The organism is Pseudomonas sp. CFII64 (genome assembly GCF_000416235.1).
In the GTDB taxonomy this organism is placed as follows: domain Bacteria; phylum Pseudomonadota; class Gammaproteobacteria; order Pseudomonadales; family Pseudomonadaceae; genus Aquipseudomonas.
The window spans coordinates 351,272-370,621 of the sequence record NZ_ATLO01000010.1 but is presented as its reverse complement, the minus strand read 5'-3'; the positions used below and the strand labels follow the sequence as shown (position 1 = coordinate 370,621).

General features: G+C 60.0%; 16 protein-coding genes. 11 read left to right on the top strand and 5 right to left on the bottom strand.

Annotated features, from left to right (window positions below):
• The first annotated feature begins 38 nt into the window (after positions 1–38).
• The 4 genes from CFII64_RS06610 to CFII64_RS06595 all read left to right on the top strand — a co-directional run bounded on the left by CFII64_RS06610 (position 39) and on the right by CFII64_RS06595 (position 5,693).
• On the top strand, positions 39–1,202 hold the full coding sequence (locus CFII64_RS06610; protein ID WP_020290007.1) for an isovaleryl-CoA dehydrogenase: 1,164 nt from the start codon (positions 39–41) through the stop codon (positions 1,200–1,202).
• Positions 1,203–1,277: 75 nt separating this feature from the next.
• Positions 1,278–2,885 (top strand): carboxyl transferase domain-containing protein, encoded by a 1,608-nt coding sequence (locus CFII64_RS06605; protein ID WP_020290006.1) that lies wholly within the window; start codon positions 1,278–1,280, stop codon positions 2,883–2,885.
• A gap of 25 nt (positions 2,886–2,910) precedes the next feature.
• Positions 2,911–3,735, top strand: coding sequence for a gamma-carboxygeranoyl-CoA hydratase (locus tag CFII64_RS06600; RefSeq protein ID WP_020290005.1), 825 nt, complete (start codon positions 2,911–2,913; stop codon positions 3,733–3,735).
• On the top strand, positions 3,732–5,693 hold the full coding sequence (locus CFII64_RS06595) for an acetyl/propionyl/methylcrotonyl-CoA carboxylase subunit alpha (RefSeq protein ID WP_020290004.1): 1,962 nt from the start codon (positions 3,732–3,734) through the stop codon (positions 5,691–5,693). Before CFII64_RS06600 ends, CFII64_RS06595 begins: the two co-directional genes overlap by 4 nt.
• A gap of 84 nt (positions 5,694–5,777) precedes the next feature.
• Here the strand turns inward: CFII64_RS06595 and CFII64_RS06590 are convergent, their stop codons facing one another.
• Complete coding sequence (locus tag CFII64_RS06590; protein ID WP_020290003.1) at positions 5,778–9,263, bottom strand: indolepyruvate ferredoxin oxidoreductase family protein; 3,486 nt, start codon at positions 9,261–9,263, stop codon at positions 5,778–5,780.
• A 176-nt stretch (positions 9,264–9,439) separates the two neighbouring features.
• Between CFII64_RS06590 and CFII64_RS06585 the strand changes: the two genes are divergently transcribed.
• The 3 genes from CFII64_RS06585 to CFII64_RS06575 all read left to right on the top strand — a co-directional run bounded on the left by CFII64_RS06585 (position 9,440) and on the right by CFII64_RS06575 (position 12,086).
• The gene (locus CFII64_RS06585) at positions 9,440–9,907 is read left to right on the top strand and encodes an Lrp/AsnC family transcriptional regulator (protein WP_020290002.1); all 468 of its coding nucleotides are present in this window, start codon (positions 9,440–9,442) and stop codon (positions 9,905–9,907) included.
• A 394-nt stretch (positions 9,908–10,301) separates the two neighbouring features.
• Positions 10,302–10,847 (top strand): DUF4880 domain-containing protein, encoded by a 546-nt coding sequence (locus tag CFII64_RS06580; protein ID WP_020290001.1) that lies wholly within the window; start codon positions 10,302–10,304, stop codon positions 10,845–10,847.
• Positions 10,848–10,946: 99 nt separating this feature from the next.
• Complete coding sequence (locus CFII64_RS06575) at positions 10,947–12,086, top strand: M14-type cytosolic carboxypeptidase (protein WP_020290000.1); 1,140 nt, start codon at positions 10,947–10,949, stop codon at positions 12,084–12,086.
• A 38-nt stretch (positions 12,087–12,124) separates the two neighbouring features.
• On the opposite strand, the gene CFII64_RS06570 is transcribed toward CFII64_RS06575, so the two are convergent.
• Positions 12,125–12,670 (bottom strand): cytochrome b, encoded by a 546-nt coding sequence (locus CFII64_RS06570; RefSeq protein WP_020289999.1) that lies wholly within the window; start codon positions 12,668–12,670, stop codon positions 12,125–12,127.
• Positions 12,667–13,764: a catalase family peroxidase gene (locus CFII64_RS06565; RefSeq protein ID WP_020289998.1), complete on the bottom strand. Its 1,098-nt coding sequence runs from the start codon at positions 13,762–13,764 to the stop codon at positions 12,667–12,669. The genes CFII64_RS06570 and CFII64_RS06565 overlap by 4 nt, the downstream gene beginning before the upstream one ends.
• 175 nt (positions 13,765–13,939) lie before the next feature.
• Between CFII64_RS06565 and CFII64_RS06560 the strand changes: the two genes are divergently transcribed.
• Both CFII64_RS06560 and CFII64_RS06555 read left to right on the top strand, forming a co-directional pair.
• Positions 13,940–14,452, top strand: coding sequence for an RNA polymerase sigma factor (locus CFII64_RS06560; protein ID WP_020289997.1), 513 nt, complete (start codon positions 13,940–13,942; stop codon positions 14,450–14,452).
• Entirely contained in the window at positions 14,449–15,207 is a 759-nt protein-coding gene (locus CFII64_RS06555; RefSeq protein WP_020289996.1) for an anti-sigma factor, read from the top strand. Before CFII64_RS06560 ends, CFII64_RS06555 begins: the two co-directional genes overlap by 4 nt.
• A 7-nt stretch (positions 15,208–15,214) precedes the next feature.
• Here the strand turns inward: CFII64_RS06555 and CFII64_RS06550 are convergent, their stop codons facing one another.
• Complete coding sequence (locus tag CFII64_RS06550) at positions 15,215–16,423, bottom strand: MFS transporter (RefSeq protein WP_020289995.1); 1,209 nt, start codon at positions 16,421–16,423, stop codon at positions 15,215–15,217.
• A 105-nt stretch (positions 16,424–16,528) separates the two neighbouring features.
• Between CFII64_RS06550 and CFII64_RS06545 the strand changes: the two genes are divergently transcribed.
• The gene (locus CFII64_RS06545; protein ID WP_020289994.1) at positions 16,529–17,104 is read left to right on the top strand and encodes a TetR/AcrR family transcriptional regulator; all 576 of its coding nucleotides are present in this window, start codon (positions 16,529–16,531) and stop codon (positions 17,102–17,104) included.
• Positions 17,105–17,106: 2 nt separating this feature from the next.
• Positions 17,107–18,396: a leucine-rich repeat-containing protein kinase family protein gene (locus CFII64_RS06540; RefSeq protein ID WP_020289993.1), complete on the top strand. Its 1,290-nt coding sequence runs from the start codon at positions 17,107–17,109 to the stop codon at positions 18,394–18,396.
• 120 nt (positions 18,397–18,516) lie between these two features.
• Here the strand turns inward: CFII64_RS06540 and CFII64_RS06535 are convergent, their stop codons facing one another.
• Positions 18,517–19,221 (bottom strand): YebC/PmpR family DNA-binding transcriptional regulator, encoded by a 705-nt coding sequence (locus tag CFII64_RS06535; protein WP_020289992.1) that lies wholly within the window; start codon positions 19,219–19,221, stop codon positions 18,517–18,519.
• Positions 19,222–19,350 lie beyond the last annotated feature (129 nt).

The following is a 19,350-nucleotide window of genomic DNA, read 5'->3' as shown; positions in this document are numbered from 1 at the left end:
ATAGCGACCCATCCAACAACAACAAAGGAACGCTACCCATGAGTTACCCAAGCCTGAATTTCGCCTTGGGCGAAACCATCGACATGCTGCGCGATCAGGTCCAGTCCTTCGTCGCCGCCGAGATAGCCCCACGAGCAGCGCAAATCGATAAAGACAACTTGTTCCCGGCTGATCTGTGGCGCAAGTTTGGCGAAATGGGCCTGCTGGGCGTCACTGTCGACGAAGAATATGGCGGCGCGGGCCTGGGTTATCTGGCCCATGTGGTGGCGATGGAAGAAATCAGCCGCGGTTCAGCGTCCGTGGCCTTGTCCTACGGCGCGCACTCCAACCTGTGCGTGAACCAGATCAACCGTAACGGCAATCCGGCCCAAAAAGCCAAATACCTGCCCAAACTCATCAGCGGCGAACATGTTGGTGCCCTCGCCATGAGCGAGCCAAATGCGGGGTCTGACGTGGTCTCCATGCGTCTGCGTGCCGACAAGCGCGGCGACCGGTTCGTACTCAATGGCAGCAAGACCTGGATCACCAATGGCCCGGATGCCAACACCTATGTGATCTACGCCAAGACCAGCCCGGAAAAAGCTGCGCACGGCATCAGCGCGTTCATTGTCGAGCGCGACTGGAAGGGCTTTTCCCGCAGCAACAAGTTCGACAAGCTCGGCATGCGCGGCTCGAACACCTGCGAGCTGTTTTTCGACGACGTCGAGGTTCCCGAAGAAAACCTGCTCGGCGCGCTGGATGGCGGTGTGAAAGTGCTGATGAGCGGCCTGGATTACGAGCGCGTGGTGCTTTCGGGCGGCCCGACCGGAATCATGCAGGCGTGTATGGACGTCGTTGTTCCTTACATCCATGACCGCAAACAATTCGGCCAAAGCATCGGCGAGTTCCAGCTGATTCAGGGCAAGGTGGCCGATATGTATACGCAGCTGAACGCCAGCCGCGCTTATCTTTATGCCGTGGCCCAGGCCTGCGAGCGCGGCGAAACCACCCGCAAGGACGCCGCCGGGGTGATCCTGTACAGCGCCGAACGCGCGACGCAAATGGCCCTGGACACCATCCAGATTCTGGGCGGCAACGGCTACATCAATGAATTCCCCGCCGGGCGACTGTTACGCGACGCCAAGCTGTATGAAATTGGCGCGGGCACCAGCGAAATTCGCCGAATGCTGATTGGGCGCGAGCTGTTCAATGAGACCCGATAAAGCAGTCGCAAGCTGCAAGCACGAAGCTTCAAGCCGCTTGCGGCAATCTGGAATCAGCGTTTCAGGGATTTACTAATGGCCATTTTGCATACCGATATCAATACGCGCTCAGCGGAATTTTCCGCCAACAGAGCAGTCATGCTGGAGCACGTCAGCGGCTTGCGTCAGTTGCTGGAGAAAATCCAGCAAGGCGGCGGCGCCAAAGCCCAGGAGCGCCATGCTTCGCGGGGCAAATTGCTGCCTCGGGAGCGGATCAATCGCCTGCTCGACAGCGGATCGCCGTTTCTGGAAATCGGCCAGCTCGCCGCCTTTCAGGTTTATGACGAAGATGTCCCTGCCGCTGGCGTCATCGCGGGCATTGGTCGGGTCGAAGGCGTTGAATGCATGATCATCGCCAACGATGCCACGGTAAAAGGCGGTTCGTACTACCCGCTCACGGTGAAGAAACACCTGCGTGCGCAAACTATTGCCCAGCAGAATCGCCTGCCGTGTATTTATCTGGTGGACTCCGGCGGCGCCAATCTGCCGAGGCAGGACGAGGTTTTTCCAGACCGCGAACACTTCGGGCGGATTTTCTTCAATCAGGCCAACATGAGCGCTCAAGGCATCCCGCAGATCGCCGTGGTCATGGGCTCCTGCACGGCGGGCGGTGCATACGTGCCGGCCATGGCCGACGAAGCGATCATGGTTCGCCAGCAAGCAACGATCTTTCTTGCCGGTCCGCCGCTGGTCAAGGCGGCCACCGGCGAAGTGGTCAGCGCTGAAGACCTCGGCGGCGCCGACGTGCATTGCCGCACGTCCGGGGTCGCCGATCACTATGCCGAGAACGACAAGCATGCTTTGGAGCTGGCGCGTCGCTGTGTCGCCAACCTCAATTGGCGCAAACAAGGACAACTCGAAGCCATCGCCCCCATCGCCCCGCTGTACGCCAGCGAAGAGCTGTACGGGGTGATTCCTGCCGACGCCAAACAGCCTTTCGACGTGCGGGAAGTCATCGCCCGGTTGGTGGATGGTTCGCAGTTCGATGAGTTCAAGGCGCTGTTCGGCACGACCCTGGTGTGTGGTTTCGCGCGCCTGCATGGCTACCCAATCGCGATTCTGGCCAACAACGGCATCTTGTTCGCCGAGTCTGCACAAAAAGGCGCGCACTTCATCGAGCTGGCTTGTCAGCGAGGCATTCCTCTGCTGTTTCTGCAGAACATCACCGGATTCATGGTCGGCCAGAAGTACGAAGCCGGCGGCATTGCCAAACACGGCGCCAAACTGGTGACCGCTGTGGCCTGCGCCAAAGTGCCAAAGTTCACCGTGATCATCGGCGGCAGCTTCGGTGCCGGGAATTACGGCATGTGTGGCCGTGCTTACGACCCGCGCTTCTTGTGGATGTGGCCCAACGCCCGCATCGGCGTGATGGGTGGCGAACAAGCGGCTGGCGTGCTGGTACAGGTCAAGCGTGAACAGGCGGAACGTAGCGGCCGGGCGTTCACATCAGCGCAGGAAGCCGAGATCAAGCAGCCCATTCTCGATCAGTACGAGCATCAGGGGCACCCGTACTACTCAAGCGCCCGCTTGTGGGATGACGGCGTGATCGATCCGGCCCAAACCCGGGACGTGCTCGCCCTGGCGCTGTCCGCTGCGCTCAATGCCCCCATCGAGCCCACCACATTCGGCCTGTTCCGCATGTAAGCCGGTGCGCGCCCAAGGAATGACCATGACTGATTTTCACACTGTAGAAGTCCATCGTGACCCGCGCGGCTTCGCCACCTTATGGCTGAATCGCCCGGAGAAAAATAACGCCTTTAATGCCCAGATGATTCGCGAGCTGATCCTCGCGCTGGATCAGGTGCAAGGCGACACCAGCCTGCGTTTCCTGCTGATTCGCGGGCGCGGCAAGCATTTCAGCGCGGGTGCCGATCTGGCCTGGATGCAGCAATCGGCGAATCTGGATTACAACACCAATCTGGACGACGCCCGGGAACTCGCCGAACTGATGTACAACCTGGCGAAGCTGAAAATCCCCGCGCTGGCCGTGGTGCAAGGCGCGGCATTCGGCGGCGCTTTGGGCTTGATCAGCTGCTGTGACATGGCCATTGGTGCCGAGGATGCGCAATTCTGCCTGTCGGAAGTACGCATCGGTCTCGCTCCGGCAGTCATCAGCCCGTTCGTGGTGCAGGCCATCGGCGAACGCGCAGCCCGGCGCTATGCCTTGACCGCTGAGCGATTCAGCGGCGCAAGAGCGCAGCAGATCGGCCTGCTCGCCGAGTGCTATCCCGCCAGCGAACTGGAACATTACGTCGAACAATGGATCGACAATCTGCTGCTCAACAGCCCGCTGGCCATGCGCGCCAGCAAAGACCTGCTGCGGGAAGTCGGCAATGGCGAGCTCAGCCCCGGGCTGCGTCGCTATTGCGAGAACGCCATCGCCCGAATCCGCATCAGCGCCGAAGGTCAGGAAGGCCTGCGCGCATTTCTGGAAAAGCGTTCGCCCGGCTGGCAGGCCGCCGTGGCCGACAACCACAAGGAGCCACGCTCATGAGCGCCCCGCAACTGACCACGCTGCTCGTCGCCAATCGGGGCGAAATCGCCTGTCGGATCATGCGCACGGCGAAAAAAATGGGTTTGACCACGGTCGCCGTCCACAGCGCAGTGGATCGCGATGCACGGCACAGTCGCGAAGCCGATATGTGTGTGGATCTGGGCGGCAGCAAAGCCGCCGACAGTTATCTGATGATCGACAAGTTGATCGCTGCGGCCCGAGCCAGTGGCGCTCAGGCGATTCATCCGGGCTACGGCTTTTTGTCCGAAAATGCCGATTTTGCGCGGGCCATCGAAGCCGCAGGGCTGATTTTCCTCGGCCCGCCCGCCTCGGCCATTGATGCCATGGGCAGCAAGGCTGCGGCCAAGTCCCTGATGGAAGACGCAGGTGTGCCGCTGGTGCCGGGTTATCACGGCCAGGCGCAAGACGTTGAAACTTTTCTTGGCTCAGCCCAGCGTATCGGTTATCCGGTCTTGCTCAAGGCAACAGCGGGCGGCGGCGGCAAAGGCATGAAGGTCGTCGAACGGCCCGAGGAAATGGCTGAAGCCCTGGCCTCCGGGCAACGCGAAGCCCAGGCGTCCTTCGGCGACTCACGCATGCTGGTCGAAAAATACCTGCTCAAACCGCGTCATGTGGAAATACAGGTGTTCGCCGATCAGCAGGGTCACTGCATTTATCTGCATGATCGCGACTGTTCGATTCAACGGCGTCACCAGAAAGTCGTCGAAGAAGCGCCGGCACCGGGCCTCAGCGCGCAGCTGCGCCAGACCATGGGCGAAGCGGCAGTCCGTGCGGCGCAAACCATTGGTTACGTCGGCGCGGGGACAGTGGAGTTCCTGCTGGACTCCCGAGGCGAATTCTTCTTCATGGAGATGAACACGCGCCTGCAAGTCGAGCACCCGGTCACCGAGCTGATTACCGGCGTGGATCTGGTGGAATGGCAGATTCGAATTGCCCAAGGCGAAGATCTGCCCGTATCCCAGGAACAGATGCTGCGTAACGGCCATTCGATTGAGGTGCGCCTCTACGCTGAAGACCCCGATCACGACTTCCTGCCCTCGACCGGGACTCTGCAGTTGTATCGGGAGTGTTCATTGGGTCATGGCAAACGGGTCGACAGCGGCGTCAACGAAGGCGACAGCGTGTCGCCATTTTACGACCCGATGCTCGCCAAGCTGATCGCCTGGGGAGAAACCCGCGAAGAGGCACGCCTGCGGCTGCTGTCCATGCTCGATGAGTTCGTGGTGGGCGGGGTCAAGACCAATCTGCCCTTCTTGCGGCGCATTGTCGGGCACCCGGCTTTTGCAGCGGCCGAGCTGGATACCGATTTCATCCCGCGCTATCAGGCGCAACTGTTGCCCGCGCCTGCCGAATTGTCCGCTGAGTTCTGGCAGGACGCTGCCGAGGCGTTCAGCCAGAGCGCGACGGCTCGGGTCAATCGGGACGACGCTCATTCGCCCTGGGCCGCTACCAACGGGCTGCGTCTGGGGTTGCCCAATGAAGTTGGCCTGCACCTGAGCTGCAATGGACAGCAGAAAGTCGTCAAGTTGCGCAATGGCGGTACATCGCTGGTGCAATGGACTATGGACCAGTTGCGAGTGGTCACCGATGGCATAACCCACAAACATCTGGCTCTGCGCCGTGGCGACACGTTGTATCTGCAATGGCAGGGCGAAGTGCACGCCATCAAGCGCCTGGACCCGATTGCCGAGGCCGAATCCAGCCACGGCCCCCAAGGCGGCCTGACTGCACCCATGAACGGCAGCATCGTTCGGGTTTTGGTGCAAGTGGGTGAGCAAGTTGAAGCCGGCACGCAATTGGTGGTGCTGGAGGCCATGAAAATGGAACACAGCATCCGCGCCACCCATGCTGGCGTGGTGTCGGCGCTGTATTGCAATGAAGGCGAGATGGTCAGCGAAGGGACGGTGCTGGTGGAGCTGGAGGACGGTAGCGTTTAAACATTCACGGGAGACTGTGACCCGTCGAACCGGCTTCAGCCGGGAGATCGCTCTCCCGGCTGAAGCCAGTCCTGCGGTGTCCAGTCAAGCAGCCACTTCGTACAACTTCGGCAACTCCACTTCGCCGCTGATCAAGCTCTGGCGCATGCGCGCGGCTTGCAGGGCTGCGGCTTTCATGGCGCTTTCCTTGATGTGACCGTAACCGCGGATTTTCTCCGGCAGTCGGGCCAGACTCAGTGCCGTGTGGCGATTGGACGCTGACAGGTGCTGGAGGATCAGCTCGATGTCGCTGACGTAAGACTCGATCAGCTCCCGCTCCTGGCGGCGATCCAGGCTGCGACCGAATGGATCGATGGCCGTGCCACGCAGGAATTTGAACTTCGCCAGGACGTCGAAGGCCTTGAGCATCCACGGACCGAAACTGCGTTTACGCGGTTGCCCGGTCAGCTTGTCACGCTTGGCCAGCCATGACGGCGCAAGGTGGTATTCCAGACGATAGTCACCTTCAAACTGCGCCTGCAATTGGCGGGTGAAATCGCCGTTGCTGTATAGCCGCGCCACTTCATATTCATCCTTGTAGGCCAGCAGCTTGACGTAGTTGAAGGCCACCGCCTCGGTCAACGCCAGTTGCTGGCCCGGAAACATCCGCGCCTCGGTTTCCTGAACCTTGCTCACCAGCCGCATGTAGCGCTTGGCGTAGGCGTCATTCTGGTAGGCCGTCAGAGTGGCGACATTGCCCTGCACCCGTTGATCGAGGCTCAGCAATTGCGGTTCTTCCGGAACCTGACCGGCAGGGTTGGCCGCAGCCTGTACAGCCGGCAGATCATGCGCTGCGCGACGCCCCCAGAGAAATGCCTGCTGATTGAGCTTGACCGACACGCCATTGAGTTCGATGGCCTTCTCGATAGCCGCCGAACTTAGCGGGATCAAACCCAACTGGAAGGCATACCCGAGCATGAACAGGTTACTGGCAATGGTATCGCCCAGGAGTTTGGTCGCCAGATCCGTCGCTTCAACAAAGTGGGTATGTTGCACGCCCACGGCGTCGCGAATGGTCTGTTTCATCGCTTCGGCCGGAAACTCGGCGTCCGGGTTGCGGGTGAATTCGGCAGTCGGGGTTTGCTGGCTGTTGACCACGGCATGGGAGAAAGTTGAGTTGAGCTTGGCAATCGCGTCCGGACCGGACGCCACCAGCAAGTCACAGCCCAGCAACAGATGCGCTTCACCCGCCGCAATGCGCACCGCAAACAGGTCTTCCTGTCGCGCCGCAATGCGGATGTGGCTGACCACCGGGCCGAACTTCTGCGCCAGACCGGCCTGGTCAAGCACGCTGCAGCCTTTGCCTTCCAGGTTGGCGGCGAAGCCCAGCATGGCGCCAACCGTGGTCACACCCGTACCGCCGACACCCGACAGCAGAATGTTGTGCGGTTTGGCCAGGCTTGGTAGCTGCGGGTCTGGCAGTTGGGCGAAGGCTTGCACTTGAGATGGCAGGCTCGGCTTGCGCAATGCGCCGCCATGAACGGTGACAAAGCTTGGGCAGAAACCTTCGACGCAGCTGAAATCCTTGTTACAGGCGTTTTGATCGATTTCCCGCTTGCGGCCCTGCGCCGTTTCCTTGGGCAGCACGGACAAACAGCCCGACTTGACCCCGCAATCGCCGCAGCCTTCGCACACCGCCGGATTGATCAACGCGCGTTTTTCCAGATCCTTCATGGTGCCGCGTTTGCGCCGACGACGCTTCTCGGTGGCGCAGGTCTGGTCATAAATGATCACCGAAACACCTTTGAACTCACGCAGCTCGCGCTGCACGCTGTCCAGATCGCGTCGGTGGTGAAAGGTGGTGATCGGCGCGAAGCCGTCGCGGCTCGGGTATTTGTCCGGCTCATCAGAGACCAGCGCGATGCGCAGCACGCCTTCGTTGAAGACCTGACGGCTGAGCTGATCGACCCGCAAAATGCCATCGATAGGCTGCCCGCCCGTCATCGCCACGGCGTCGTTGTAGAGAATCTTGTAAGTAATGTTGACCCCGGCCGCGACCGCTGCTCGCACGGCCAGATGCCCGGAGTGAAAGTAAGTACCGTCGCCCAGGTTCTGAAACACGTGGGGCGTTTCGGTGAACGGCGCCTGGCCGATCCAGGTCACGCCCTCGCCGCCCATCTGGGTGAAGGTTTCGGTGGCCCGATCCATCCAGATGGTCATGTAGTGGCAACCAATGCCGGCCAGGGCGCGGCTGCCTTCAGGCACCCGGGTCGAGGTGTTGTGCGGGCAGCCGGAGCAGAAATGCGGGGTGCGCTGAGTATTGAACAGCGGTGCTTGCAGCGCTTGTTCCTTTTCAGCGAGGAACTGCAGACGCGCCTCGATTTGCGGGCTGCTGTAGAAAGGCGCGAGACGTTTGGCAATGACCCGGGCAATCATCGCCGGCGTCAGCTCGCTGAGGTTGGGCAGCAGCGAACGCCCCTGCTCGTCGAACTCGCCAACCACCACCGGACGGCGGTCCACGGGCCAGTTGTAGAGCTGGCCGGTGAGCTGATCTTCGACGACGCTGCGTTTTTCTTCAACGACGAGTATTTCGTCCAGCCCTTGCGCGAAATCGTGCACCGACACCGGTTCCAGCGGCCAGCTCATGCCGACCTTGAGCACCCGAATGCCGACCTGCGCGCACAACTCCTGATCGATGCCCAGCTCCTCCAGCGCCTGCCGCACATCCAGATAGGATTTGCCGGTGGTGACGATGCCCAGCCGCGGCTGAGGCGAATCGATCACCACTTGATTGAGCTTGTTGGCGCGAGCAAAGGCCCGGGCAGCGTAGATTTTGTAGGTATTGAGGCGGGCTTCCTGAGCCAGCGGCGGATCAGGCCAGCGAATGTGCAGGCCGCCTTGGGGAATGTCGAAATCTTCGGGAATTTGCGTAACAACGCGCAGCGGATCCACTTCGACAACGGCCGAGGAATCGACATTCTCGGCGATGGTTTTCATCGCTACCCAGCATCCACTGTAGCGCGACAGCTCCCAGCCAATGATGCCGTAGTCGAGAATTTCCTGGACGTTGCTCGGGTTGAGCACCGGAATCATCGCGGCGATGAACGCATGTTCACTCTGGTGGGCGATGGTCGACGATTTGCAGCCATGGTCGTCACCGGCCAGCACCAAAACGCCACCGTTGTTGGCGACGCCTGCGGAGTTGGCGTGCTTGAACACGTCGCCGCAGCGATCAACGCCGGGACCTTTGCCGTACCAGAGGGCGAACACGCCATCGTATTTGCCTTCGGGGAACAGGTTGACCTGCTGACTGCCCCACACGGCCGTCGCCGCCAACTCTTCGTTGACGCCGGGCTGGAAATGGATGGCGTTCTGTTTCAGGTAATCCTTGGCATCCCAAAGGCTTTTGTCGAGGTTGCCCAATGGCGAACCGCGATAGCCAGAGATGAAACCGGCGGTGTTGAGGCCACGCGCCTCGTCGCGCTGTTTCTGCAGCATCGGCAGGCGGGTCAATGCCTGGGTGCCGGTCAAATACAGATTGCCGGTCGCGAGCCGGTACTTATCGTCCAGACGAATATCAGCCAAAGACATTCAGGTGCTCCTTTTATTTTTATGAGCATTTCAGGCTGTAGTGCCGAGCAGGTTCGACTCAGCGGTCACAAGCAAAATACTGCCTGTAGCAACCGGGCTTTTTCTTTCTAATTTGGCGAAAATCTGCTGATATTCGACATGTTCCTTTCGATAAGAATAAAAAACAGGGTCAATTCATGCAGATTAAATTAAGTCCCATCGACCGCAAGATCCTGCGCCTGCTGCAACACAATGCCGACCTTTCGGCTGCGGAGATCGCCGAACGCGTCGAGCTGTCCCAGTCGCCCTGCTGGCGGCGGATCAACCGCCTCCAGGAAGAAGGCGTCATCGAGCGCAAAGTTGCCCTGCTCAACCCGAAAAAGCTCGGCCTGACCATGACGGTTTTTGTCAGCGTGAAGTTATCGGGGCATGGTCGGCGTTATCTGACCGAATTCGAAGAAGCGATCACCGGCTACCCGGAGGTGCTGGAATGCTATGCGATGGCGGGGAATATGGATTTCTTGCTGAAGGTCGTGGCCCAGGACATTTCCAGCTATGAACGCTTCTTGCGCGATCACCTGCTGCAACAACCTCATGTACAGGAAGCGCACTCCAACATCGCCATGAGCGAAGTGAAGCGCACTACTGAATTGCCACTGGATTGAGGCTCTGCGGCCTCGTCACCGGTTGTTTTTCTGCATGGACGCAAGAAAAACATTTGACTTGCAAATGATAATGATTATTATTGCATCAGCTGGTCGCGAGATCAGCTGGATAACTCAGGAGTCTTAGGTCGGCTCCTGGATTATCTCCTCATCAGGCTAATCACGGTTTTTGACCCGGATTTTTTCCGGGTCTTTTTTTTGGTTTTTGCATTGCTTCAGGCTAATGAAGACGTGTCATTCTGCGATGGCGCGGATCATAGCAAAAAGAATATTGAACGGGACGGTGAAGTTGGCTTTCTCAGACTTTAGCGACCAGATAAATCGTAAATGATGAGAGCTCTCCGTTGAGATTTGTTCTCATCATCGAAAGACCCTACCAGCGAGGCGACCGATCATGAGTACCCAGCTCTCGTCTTTTACCGCCCTTCCGGCTCACCAGCCGGATGCACCGCTCAGCCGCCAGGCGCAAGAGTTGCGCATCGGTCTGCAAAAATTGTCGCGCCGCACGCAGCAGATCTTTCTCATGAGTCGGCTGGACAACCTGCCCTACGCCAACATCGCCAGCTTTCTGGATACCGACCTGGACGCTGTGGAGCGCGCCATGGTGCGAGTCCTGCAGCAGAGCCGCCCCCATGTGGCGGCGTCCATCGCGCCGGTTGCCGACGATGTCAACGAGGCGGCCAGCCGTTGGTATGTGCATTTGCAAAGCCCGCAGGCCACCGCCAGTCAGCGCATTGAATTTCGTCACTGGCTCGATGCGGATCTGGATCACCTGTGCGCTTTCGAGGCGACCGAACGCCTGTGGCGTCAGTTATTGGCTCCGGCAACTGCCATGGGTGCCAGCGGCTGGCATCGTCGCAAGCGCCGCGCCTACCTGGGATGGTGGTTGCTCTCGGCATTCGTGGCTGGGCTGCTGGTGACTGCCGAGGCTTTCTCCTGATTCACCCATGACCGATTGACTGAAGTTAACGTCGCCGTGGCCCGCAGTGTTCCGTGTAAAGTAGCTGTCACATTTGGCACTGACGTACAGGAACCCACCGTGACCACTCTCAGCATCAGCGCGGACTTCGACAGCGGCAATATCGAAGTAATAGACGCGAGCAGCCCTGCACATATTCAGCTGGCAATGCGCCCGGACACCAAAAGCCCGCATTTCCAGTGGTTTCACTTCAAGGTTGAAGGCCTGCACGTCGGCGAACCCCATCATTTCAGTCTCAACAACGCCAGCCAGTCCAGTTACAACCGGGCGTGGACCGGCTACAACGCCGTTGCGTCCTACGATCATCAGGACTGGTTCCGCGTGCCTTCAACGTTCGACGGCAAGGCGCTGAATTTCACCCTGACGCCGACCCACTCCGAGGTGTATTTCGCCTACTTTGAACCCTACAGCCGTGAGCGCCATGACTGGTTGGTCAAGCACGCGCTGGAAAATGCCGGCACCGAACTGTTGGCCACCGGCAAAAGCGTCGAAGGTCGGGATATTCCACTGTTGCGAAGAGGCAACGGTGCGCCAGGCAAACGTAATATCTGGATCATCGCCCAACAGCATCCCGGCGAGCACATGGCCGAGTGGTTCATGGAAGGCTTGATCGAGCGCCTTGTGGAGCAAAATGATCCGCAACTGGCGCAATTGCTGGATGCCGCCGATTTGTATCTGGTGCCGCACATGAATCCCGATGGCTCGTTCCATGGCCATTTGCGCACCAACGCCAACGGCAAGGATCTCAATCGCTGCTGGCAGGACTCCACTGAGGACACCAGCCCGGAAGTGTTCTTCGTCAAGCAGCAGATGGAAAAATATGGCGTGGACATGTTCCTTGACGTCCATGGCGACGAGGAAATCCCCTACGTCTTCACTGCTGCCTGCGAAGGCAATCCCGGCTATACCGCCAAGCAAGCTGAGCTGGAAGAACACTTCCGCCGCCGCTTGAGCGAGATCACCCGGGATTTCCAGACGCGTTATGGCTATCCCCGCTCGCAACCCGGTCAGGCCAACATGAACCTGGCCTGCAACAGCGTCGGTGAGCGCTTCAAGTGCCTGTCACTGACCCTGGAAATGCCGTTCAAGGACAACGACAACGCCCCGGATCTGATAACGGGCTGGTCTGGCAAACGTTCGAAGCAGCTGGCCAAGGATGTTCTGACCACGCTTACGGAAATGGTTGAAGTGCTGCGCTAAATCGTTGGAGCGCTGCCCGCTCGCTCCAACGAATCAACTCAGCCGTTGCTTTCACCCCGCAACATGCTGCCCAGCACTTCATCGCGGCGTATCCAGCCATGAAACAGCGCAGCAGCGACATGCAGCAGGATGGTCAGAAACAGCAGATAAGCCAGGTACGTGTGCGCCTGGCGCAGGAAAGCAAAGGTATGCGGGTTGGCCGCCACGATTGACGGCAATCGCAACGAGCTGCCCAACATCACCGGATCTCCAGCGGCAGAAATCATCGACCAGCCGATCAATGGCATCGCCAGCATCAGCGCATACAACAGATAGTGCGACAGCTTGGCGGACAACGCCTGCCATGTCGGCAGATCAGCCGGCAACGGCGGCGTCTGCGTAGAGAAACGCACGATCAGGCGCAGGATCACCAACACCAGAATCGCGATCCCCAAAGGCTTGTGCAGGTTGAGCAACCACTCATGGCGTTGCGAGACCGAAGCCACCATGCCAGCGCCGATAAACAGCATGGCGATGATCATCAGTGCCATCAACCAATGCAGCAGTCGCGCCAACGGGGCGAAATGTCGGGTAGGCGCGCTCATGATTTTTTCTCCGCAACGGGAGCCGCTTTCGGCAATTGATCAACTTCGCCGGTCCGCCGCTGATAAGAAGATGCATAGGCCGCCGAACGGGCCGCCAGCAATGGGTCTGCAGAGCCGGCAATGCCTGCGGGCAACACCAATGGATCAAAGTTGATATCGCGACAATCGCCATCCGCTTGCGGTTGCGTGCTGTCGATGACCAGCGTCCCGGCATTGATGGCGCGACGTTCGGCGGGCCATTGCTTGCTGGCGTCGTCAATCGGATCGCCCGCTTCGGCCAGGGTAATCATCAGGTTCCAGCGCAGCGAACCACGGGTCAGGCGGTCGGCCAGATCCGGCTCCAGATAATCCTTGGCATCCGGCGCGGGAGTCGCTGCCGAATCCTGATTAACCGGCACCATGTTCCAGCGCACCGCCTGGCGCTTGCCGTCGGCGCTGACCAGATAGAACGCATTGACGCTGTTATAGGTTTCAGTGGCGTAGCTGGCGGAAGGCTTGGCAGTCTTGACCCAGGCGAGAAATGGCGCGGCTTCCGGATGGCTGGCGAAAAACGCCGCAGGCTTGGCCGGATCAGGCTTGCCGGTGGCTGGATCGGGCGCCTGGGCCTGCATCAGCTCATAAAAAGCTTGCGGCGTGCCAACCGGAAAAACCGGCATGGCATTCATCCCGGTACGCCATTGCTGGCCGTTTGCCTGGGTAAAGCGCAGCGCCATACTGCGCAACGGCGCGGCACTGTCCGGCGAGTAGGGATTGCCAGTCGGCAAGGCAAACCGCCCTTCGACCGGAGTGCGCGTCGCAGCAAACACCTGTGCGCTGGAATACTGCGCGGCGCTGCCATTGCTTTCAAAGTAACCTGCGACACACACGCCCTTGGGGTGGTTGCGCCTGAATCCGGGATGCACGCCGTTATTGTGCTCCAGCCCATCGACCAGTCGCGCCGGGGTCAGCCGCTGCGGATCCAGATAGCCGCCGACGTAAGCCAGCGAAGTGGCTGCCGCCAACACGATAACGCCGATGCCCGCCAGTCGCAGCAGGGTGCTGCCAATGCTCAGGGGCGGTTTTTGCTGCTCAGGCGGCGGGAAGCGCTCGACCATGGGGGATCTCCTGGGCCGTTGGCCTGTAGGTTAGTGGACGGTAAGACGCACCCTGTCAGTGTTTATTCCCTGCCCCGAAATTAATTGTATAAATGGAGGAATAAACGCCGTGGAGCGTCGTCTTGCTGATCACACGCTTACTTGATCATAGTTGCAGACCGGAAACCCGCCGCCCATGAACGAGCTTGATGAACAGTTACGGGAGTTGATCCCGCGCATGCGCAGGTTCGCTTTATCGCTGACCCGCAACCCCAGCAGTGCAGACGATCTGGTGCAGGCCAGCCTGGAGAAAGCCTTGTCTGCCTGGGGTAACAAGCGGCCGGAAGGCGATTTGCGCGCCTGGCTGTTTTCCATCCTGTATCGACAGTTCCTGGATGCCCATCGCCGCTCCCGACGCTATAGCCGAATGCTTGAGCTGTTCACCGGCGGCGGCGACGATCACTACCAGCCCAGCGTCGAGCGCACCGTGGTGGCACAGTCAACCCTGGGTGCGTTCGAGCGACTGAACACCGAGCAGCGCGCGTTGCTGCTCTGGATTTCGGTGGAAGGCTTGAGTTACAAGGAGGTCGCCGAAATTCTCGACGTACCTGTTGGCACCGTCATGTCCCGCCTGTCGCGCGCTCGCCAGGCGCTGCGCCAGATCAGTGATGGCGAAATCCTGTCCCCTGCCCTGCGGATATTGAAATGATTACCTTGCCCCCCAGCGAACACGTATTGAATGCCTACGTCGACTATCAGCTCAGCGATGCCGACCGGGCGACACTGGAAACCTGGCTCGCCGCGCACCCCGACGTCGCCTTGCAGGTCAAGCAATGGCAGGAAGATGCGCAACAGTTGCGCGCGGCCCTGAGCGGCCAGCTGCAACGTGAAGCCAATTCCGAGCTGGACCCGACCTTCATTCGCCAGCGCATGCGCCGCAACCGCTATCGGCATTTCGCCACGGCAGCGGTGTTGCTGGTGGCGGTGAGTGTTGGCGGCCTGAGCGGCTGGCATGCGCGGGAAATCACCCTGAGCAACGCGACCCTGCCCATGGCCGATGCGGTGCAGGCGTACCGGATGTTCGCAGTCAACAACGATATGGCCAGCGACTGGAGCGCTGAAAAACCCAACGATGCCCAAGGCTGGCTGGACCGCCACTTTGCCCGGGCTGAACGTCTGCCTAATATGGAAGCAGCCGGTTTTCGGCCGGTCAGCGGACGCATGACAAGCACTGAGCAAGGCGCGGCAGCCATGGTCGTGTACAAGGATCGCGAGGGCCGCACCCTGAGTTTCTACATCCGTCCGCCGGGTGCACAAAATCATCTGCTGCCCCGTGGCAGCCGCCTGGATGGCGAATTGCAGGCTGACTACTGGTCCAGCGGCAGTTACAACTATGCGGTCGTCGGCGCAGCGAAAGACGAAGCCACGCAACGTGCGCGCAAGGCATTGCCTGAGGCAATTTGATTGGCTCCTACGACGCCAGGCGCCGGCCATTGCTGCGCTGCACCAGCAAGCCCAGCAATGCCGCCAGCGCCAGTGCAATCACCACTGCCCCGTAGACATTGGTGGTGGCGATCAGCCCAAAGGTGCGTGCCGAAAAACCTGCGACAAGCGCCGGCACACAGAACGCCAGGTAACTGAGCACGTAGAACGCCGACATCAAACCCGCCCTTTCGTGGGCATGGGCCAGCGGCAGCAGCAAGCGCAAAGCGGCGAGAAAACTCGCGCCGAAACCTATACCGGCGATCACAGTCCCCACAAAAAACAGCCACAGCCAACCCGCATTCACTGCCGCCAGGATCACGGCGACGCCCAGGGTCAGGAAGCTTGCGCCGATCCAAAGGCCAAGGGTCGGCGCGCGCAAACGCAGATTGAGGATCGCCAATGCGCCGCTCAAGGTCAGTGATGCCACGGCTAGCCCACCGTTGATTGCCGAGGTCGAACCGGTCGCCGCCGCCAACAGCGAAGGCGTCAATGACAGGTAGAAACCGCCCAGCGACCAGGCGGCGATATCCACCGGCAACACCAGCCATAAAGTACGCCGCGCTTGAAGCGGAACGTGCAGCGAAGGCTTGAGGGACCTCCACACACCTGGCTGGCGGCTGACGGTCTCCGGCATGCGCCACAGATAGATGGCCTGGGACACAAACGCCGCCAGCAACAGGTAATACGCCAGCAGCAGCGGCAGCGGCGCCAGCTCCACCAGCAAGCCAGTCCCCAACGCGCCGATGGCCATGCCGAACATTGGCGCGATACTGTTGATCAACGGACCCTGTTTCTGATCATTGTCCAGCAATGCCGCACCCAGCGCGCTGGCTGCCATGCCGGTGGCCAGACCTTGAAGCATGCGCGCCAGGACCAGCCAGATCACATCCGTGGCTATGATAAACAACAGCATTGAGACGATTTCCAGCAACAAGGCGCTGAAAATGACCGGCCTCCGGCCGAGATAATCCGACAGCGAACCGACAATCAGCAAGGCAACCAACAGCGTCAGCGCATAGACCGCGAAGATCAGCGTCAACATCGCCGCCGAGAAGCCCCAGGCTTGTTGGTACAGGTGGTACAGCGGAGTCGGCGCGCTGGAGGCGGCGAAAAAGCACAGCGTGGTAAATGCCAGAAAGCCCAGATGGCTGCGACCCCGTTCATGCATATCCGGTTTCTGGAAAGGAAGGGACATGGGTACACTCTCCAATCAGGCAAATCATTAAAGCTAATATTTAGCGTTTTAGAGTGTGCTAGCTGTCGCCGCTTAAAGCAAATACTTTGTGTTAAGGTCCGCCATATGGCTATTAAAGAAGGAATACGCACCGGCGGCCGCAGCGCCCGGGTGCAAGAGTCTATTCACGGCGCAGTGCGCGAGCTGCTGCGCGAACATGAGCGCGGCGACCTCAGCGTGCCGCTGATTGCCACGCGCGCCGGCGTTACCCCGTCGACCATCTATCGTCGCTGGGGCGACCTCACCACGCTGCTGGCCGATGCTGCGGTGGAACGGCTGCGCCCGGATCCGCCCATCGATTGCGGCAATCTGCGTGATGATTTGCTGACCTGGACCGAGATGTACCTGGAAGACATGGATTCCGCGCCCGGCCGGGAAATGATGCGCGACGTCGTGGCCAGCAACGGCGCCAGCTGTTCCGGCAAATGCATGGCGATTACCCGCGACCAGTTGCAGATCATCATTGATCGCGCCCTGGCTCGTGGTGAAACCTCGCCCAGCGCCGAGGACCTGATCGACCGCGTGGTAGCGCCGACGGTCTACCGGATTCTGTACGCCGAAGCCGCGCCACCTCTCACCCGCGTTCATCAATGGGTCGACGGCTGCCTGGCAGACGCCAACGCCCAAGTCGAACGCGGCTGATCATGCACAGCCTCGAAGACCTGCGCGCTGGCAAACTGGCCGGCATCAAACGACTGGACCTGTCCTGCGGCTTGACCAAGTTCCCGAGGGAAATCTTCGAGCTGGCCGACTCGCTGGAAGTCCTCAATCTCAGCGGCAATGCTTTACAGCATCTGCCCGATGACCTGCATCGCCTGAAACGCCTGCGCGTGTTGTTTGGCTCGGATAACCGGTTTACCGAGCTGCCTGAATGCATTGGCCAGTGTGACGAACTGCAGATTGTCGGCTTCAAGGCCAACCAGATTCAGCATGTCCCGGCCCAGGCGCTGCCGCCGCAGTTGCGCTGGCTGATCCTGACCGACAACCGCATTACGCAGCTGCCCGAAGCGCTGGGGGATTGTCTGGCGCTGCAAAAGCTGATGCTCGCCGGCAACCAGCTGCAGGCGCTGCCCGCCAGCCTGGCCCGCTGCGAACGTCTAGAGCTGATCCGTATCGCCGCCAATCAGCTTACGCAGTTGCCCGCATGGCTGCTGGAACTGCCTTCACTGGCCTGGCTGGCTTACGCTGGCAATCCGCTCTGCACCGAACACGAGCAGCCTGCCGTGCGGCAGATTCCCTGGCGGGAGCTGCATGTTCAACAACAATTGGGCGAAGGTGCCTCCGGCATCATTCAGCAGGCGCACTGGCAAAGCCCGGAACAGCCTGACAAGTCCGTCGCGCTCAAACTTTATAAAGGCAGCGTGACCTCTGATGGCTCGCCGCTCAATGAAATGGCCGCGTGTATTGCTGCCGGCAACCACCCCAATCTGATCGGCATTGAAGGCCAGATCATTGACCATCCCCAGGCTCAGGCAGGTCTGGTAATGCACCTGATTGCGCCGAGTTTTGCCAATCTGGCGGGACCACCGAGCCTGGAATCCTGCACGCGGGATATCTATCCGGCCGATCTGCGCCTGTCCTTGCCCGTGGTTTTGCGTATCGCCCAAGGCATCGCATCGGTTACCGCCCATTTACACGGGTGCGGCATCACTCATGGCGATCTGTACGGACACAACATTCTGTGGGAGCCCGACGGCACCTGCCTGCTGGGAGACTTCGGCGCAGCGTCGTTTCATCCGACCGCAGCCTTGGGAGAGGCGCTGGAGCGCATTGAAACACGGGCATTCGGGATTTTACTGGGAGAGTTGCTGGAGCGCTGTGACGACCAAGGTTCGCAGATCACAGTGTTGCGTCAGTTGCAGGCCCGGTGTGTGCAGCCGCAGATCGGCGCGCGGCCTCGGTTGGGAGAGGTTGAGCGGCGGTTGCAGGTATAAATACAAACTCGTTGGAGCGAGGCTTGCCCGCGAAGGCGTCAGTTCAGGCGATAGATATGTCCAATGGAATACCGATTCGCGGGCAAGCCTCGCTCCAGCAGGCTCTCTGTTTACCGCCGCTTACCCCGCCAACCCCACATAAACGTTCTGCACATCATCATTGTTGTCGATGGCTTCAAGGAAGGCTTCGACTTCGGCCATCTGCTCGTCGGTCAGGCCGTCCACGGTGCTTTTCGGGCGGTAGCCCAATTGCGCGGACTGCACGGTAAACCCGAACTCGGGAAGTTTTTTGCAGACTGCGTCCATATCGGTGGGCTCGGTGAGGAACAGCGTCGCGCCCTCTTCACCCGGCTCACAGTCCTGCGCGCCCGCTTCGATGGCGGCTTCGTCAGCATCCGCATCAGGGTTGGCCGGTACGGCTTCGATCATGCCCTGATAGTTGAAATCCCAGGAAACCGAACCCGCAGCGCCGAGCTGGCCCTTGCGGAACAACACGCGAATTTCCGAGACAGTGCGGTTGATGTTGTCGGTCAGGCATTCGACGATCACCGGCACGCGGTGAGGGGCAAAGCCTTCGTAGGTCAGGCGTTCGAACGTGACGTTCTCGCCGAGCAGACCGGCGCCTTTCTTGATTGCGCGCTCCAGCGTTTCGCGGGGCATCGAGGCTTTTTTTGCTTGCTCGACCACCAGGCGCAGACGCGGGTTCATGTCCGGATCAGCGCCGGCGCGTGCAGCAATCATGATTTCCTTGGACAGCTTGCCAAAAATACGACCCTTGGCATTGGATGCTGCTTCTTTATGCTTGACCTTCCACTGTGCGCCCATGCTTGCTCTCTTGATCCGATTGCGCCCTGCCCATCACAGCCGCTGTCGCTGAGAAACACCGACGCTGGCTGGGGCAAAGCGCTGAAAAATTGGCTGACCGAATGAAACGCGTCGCGACTGATGAGCGAC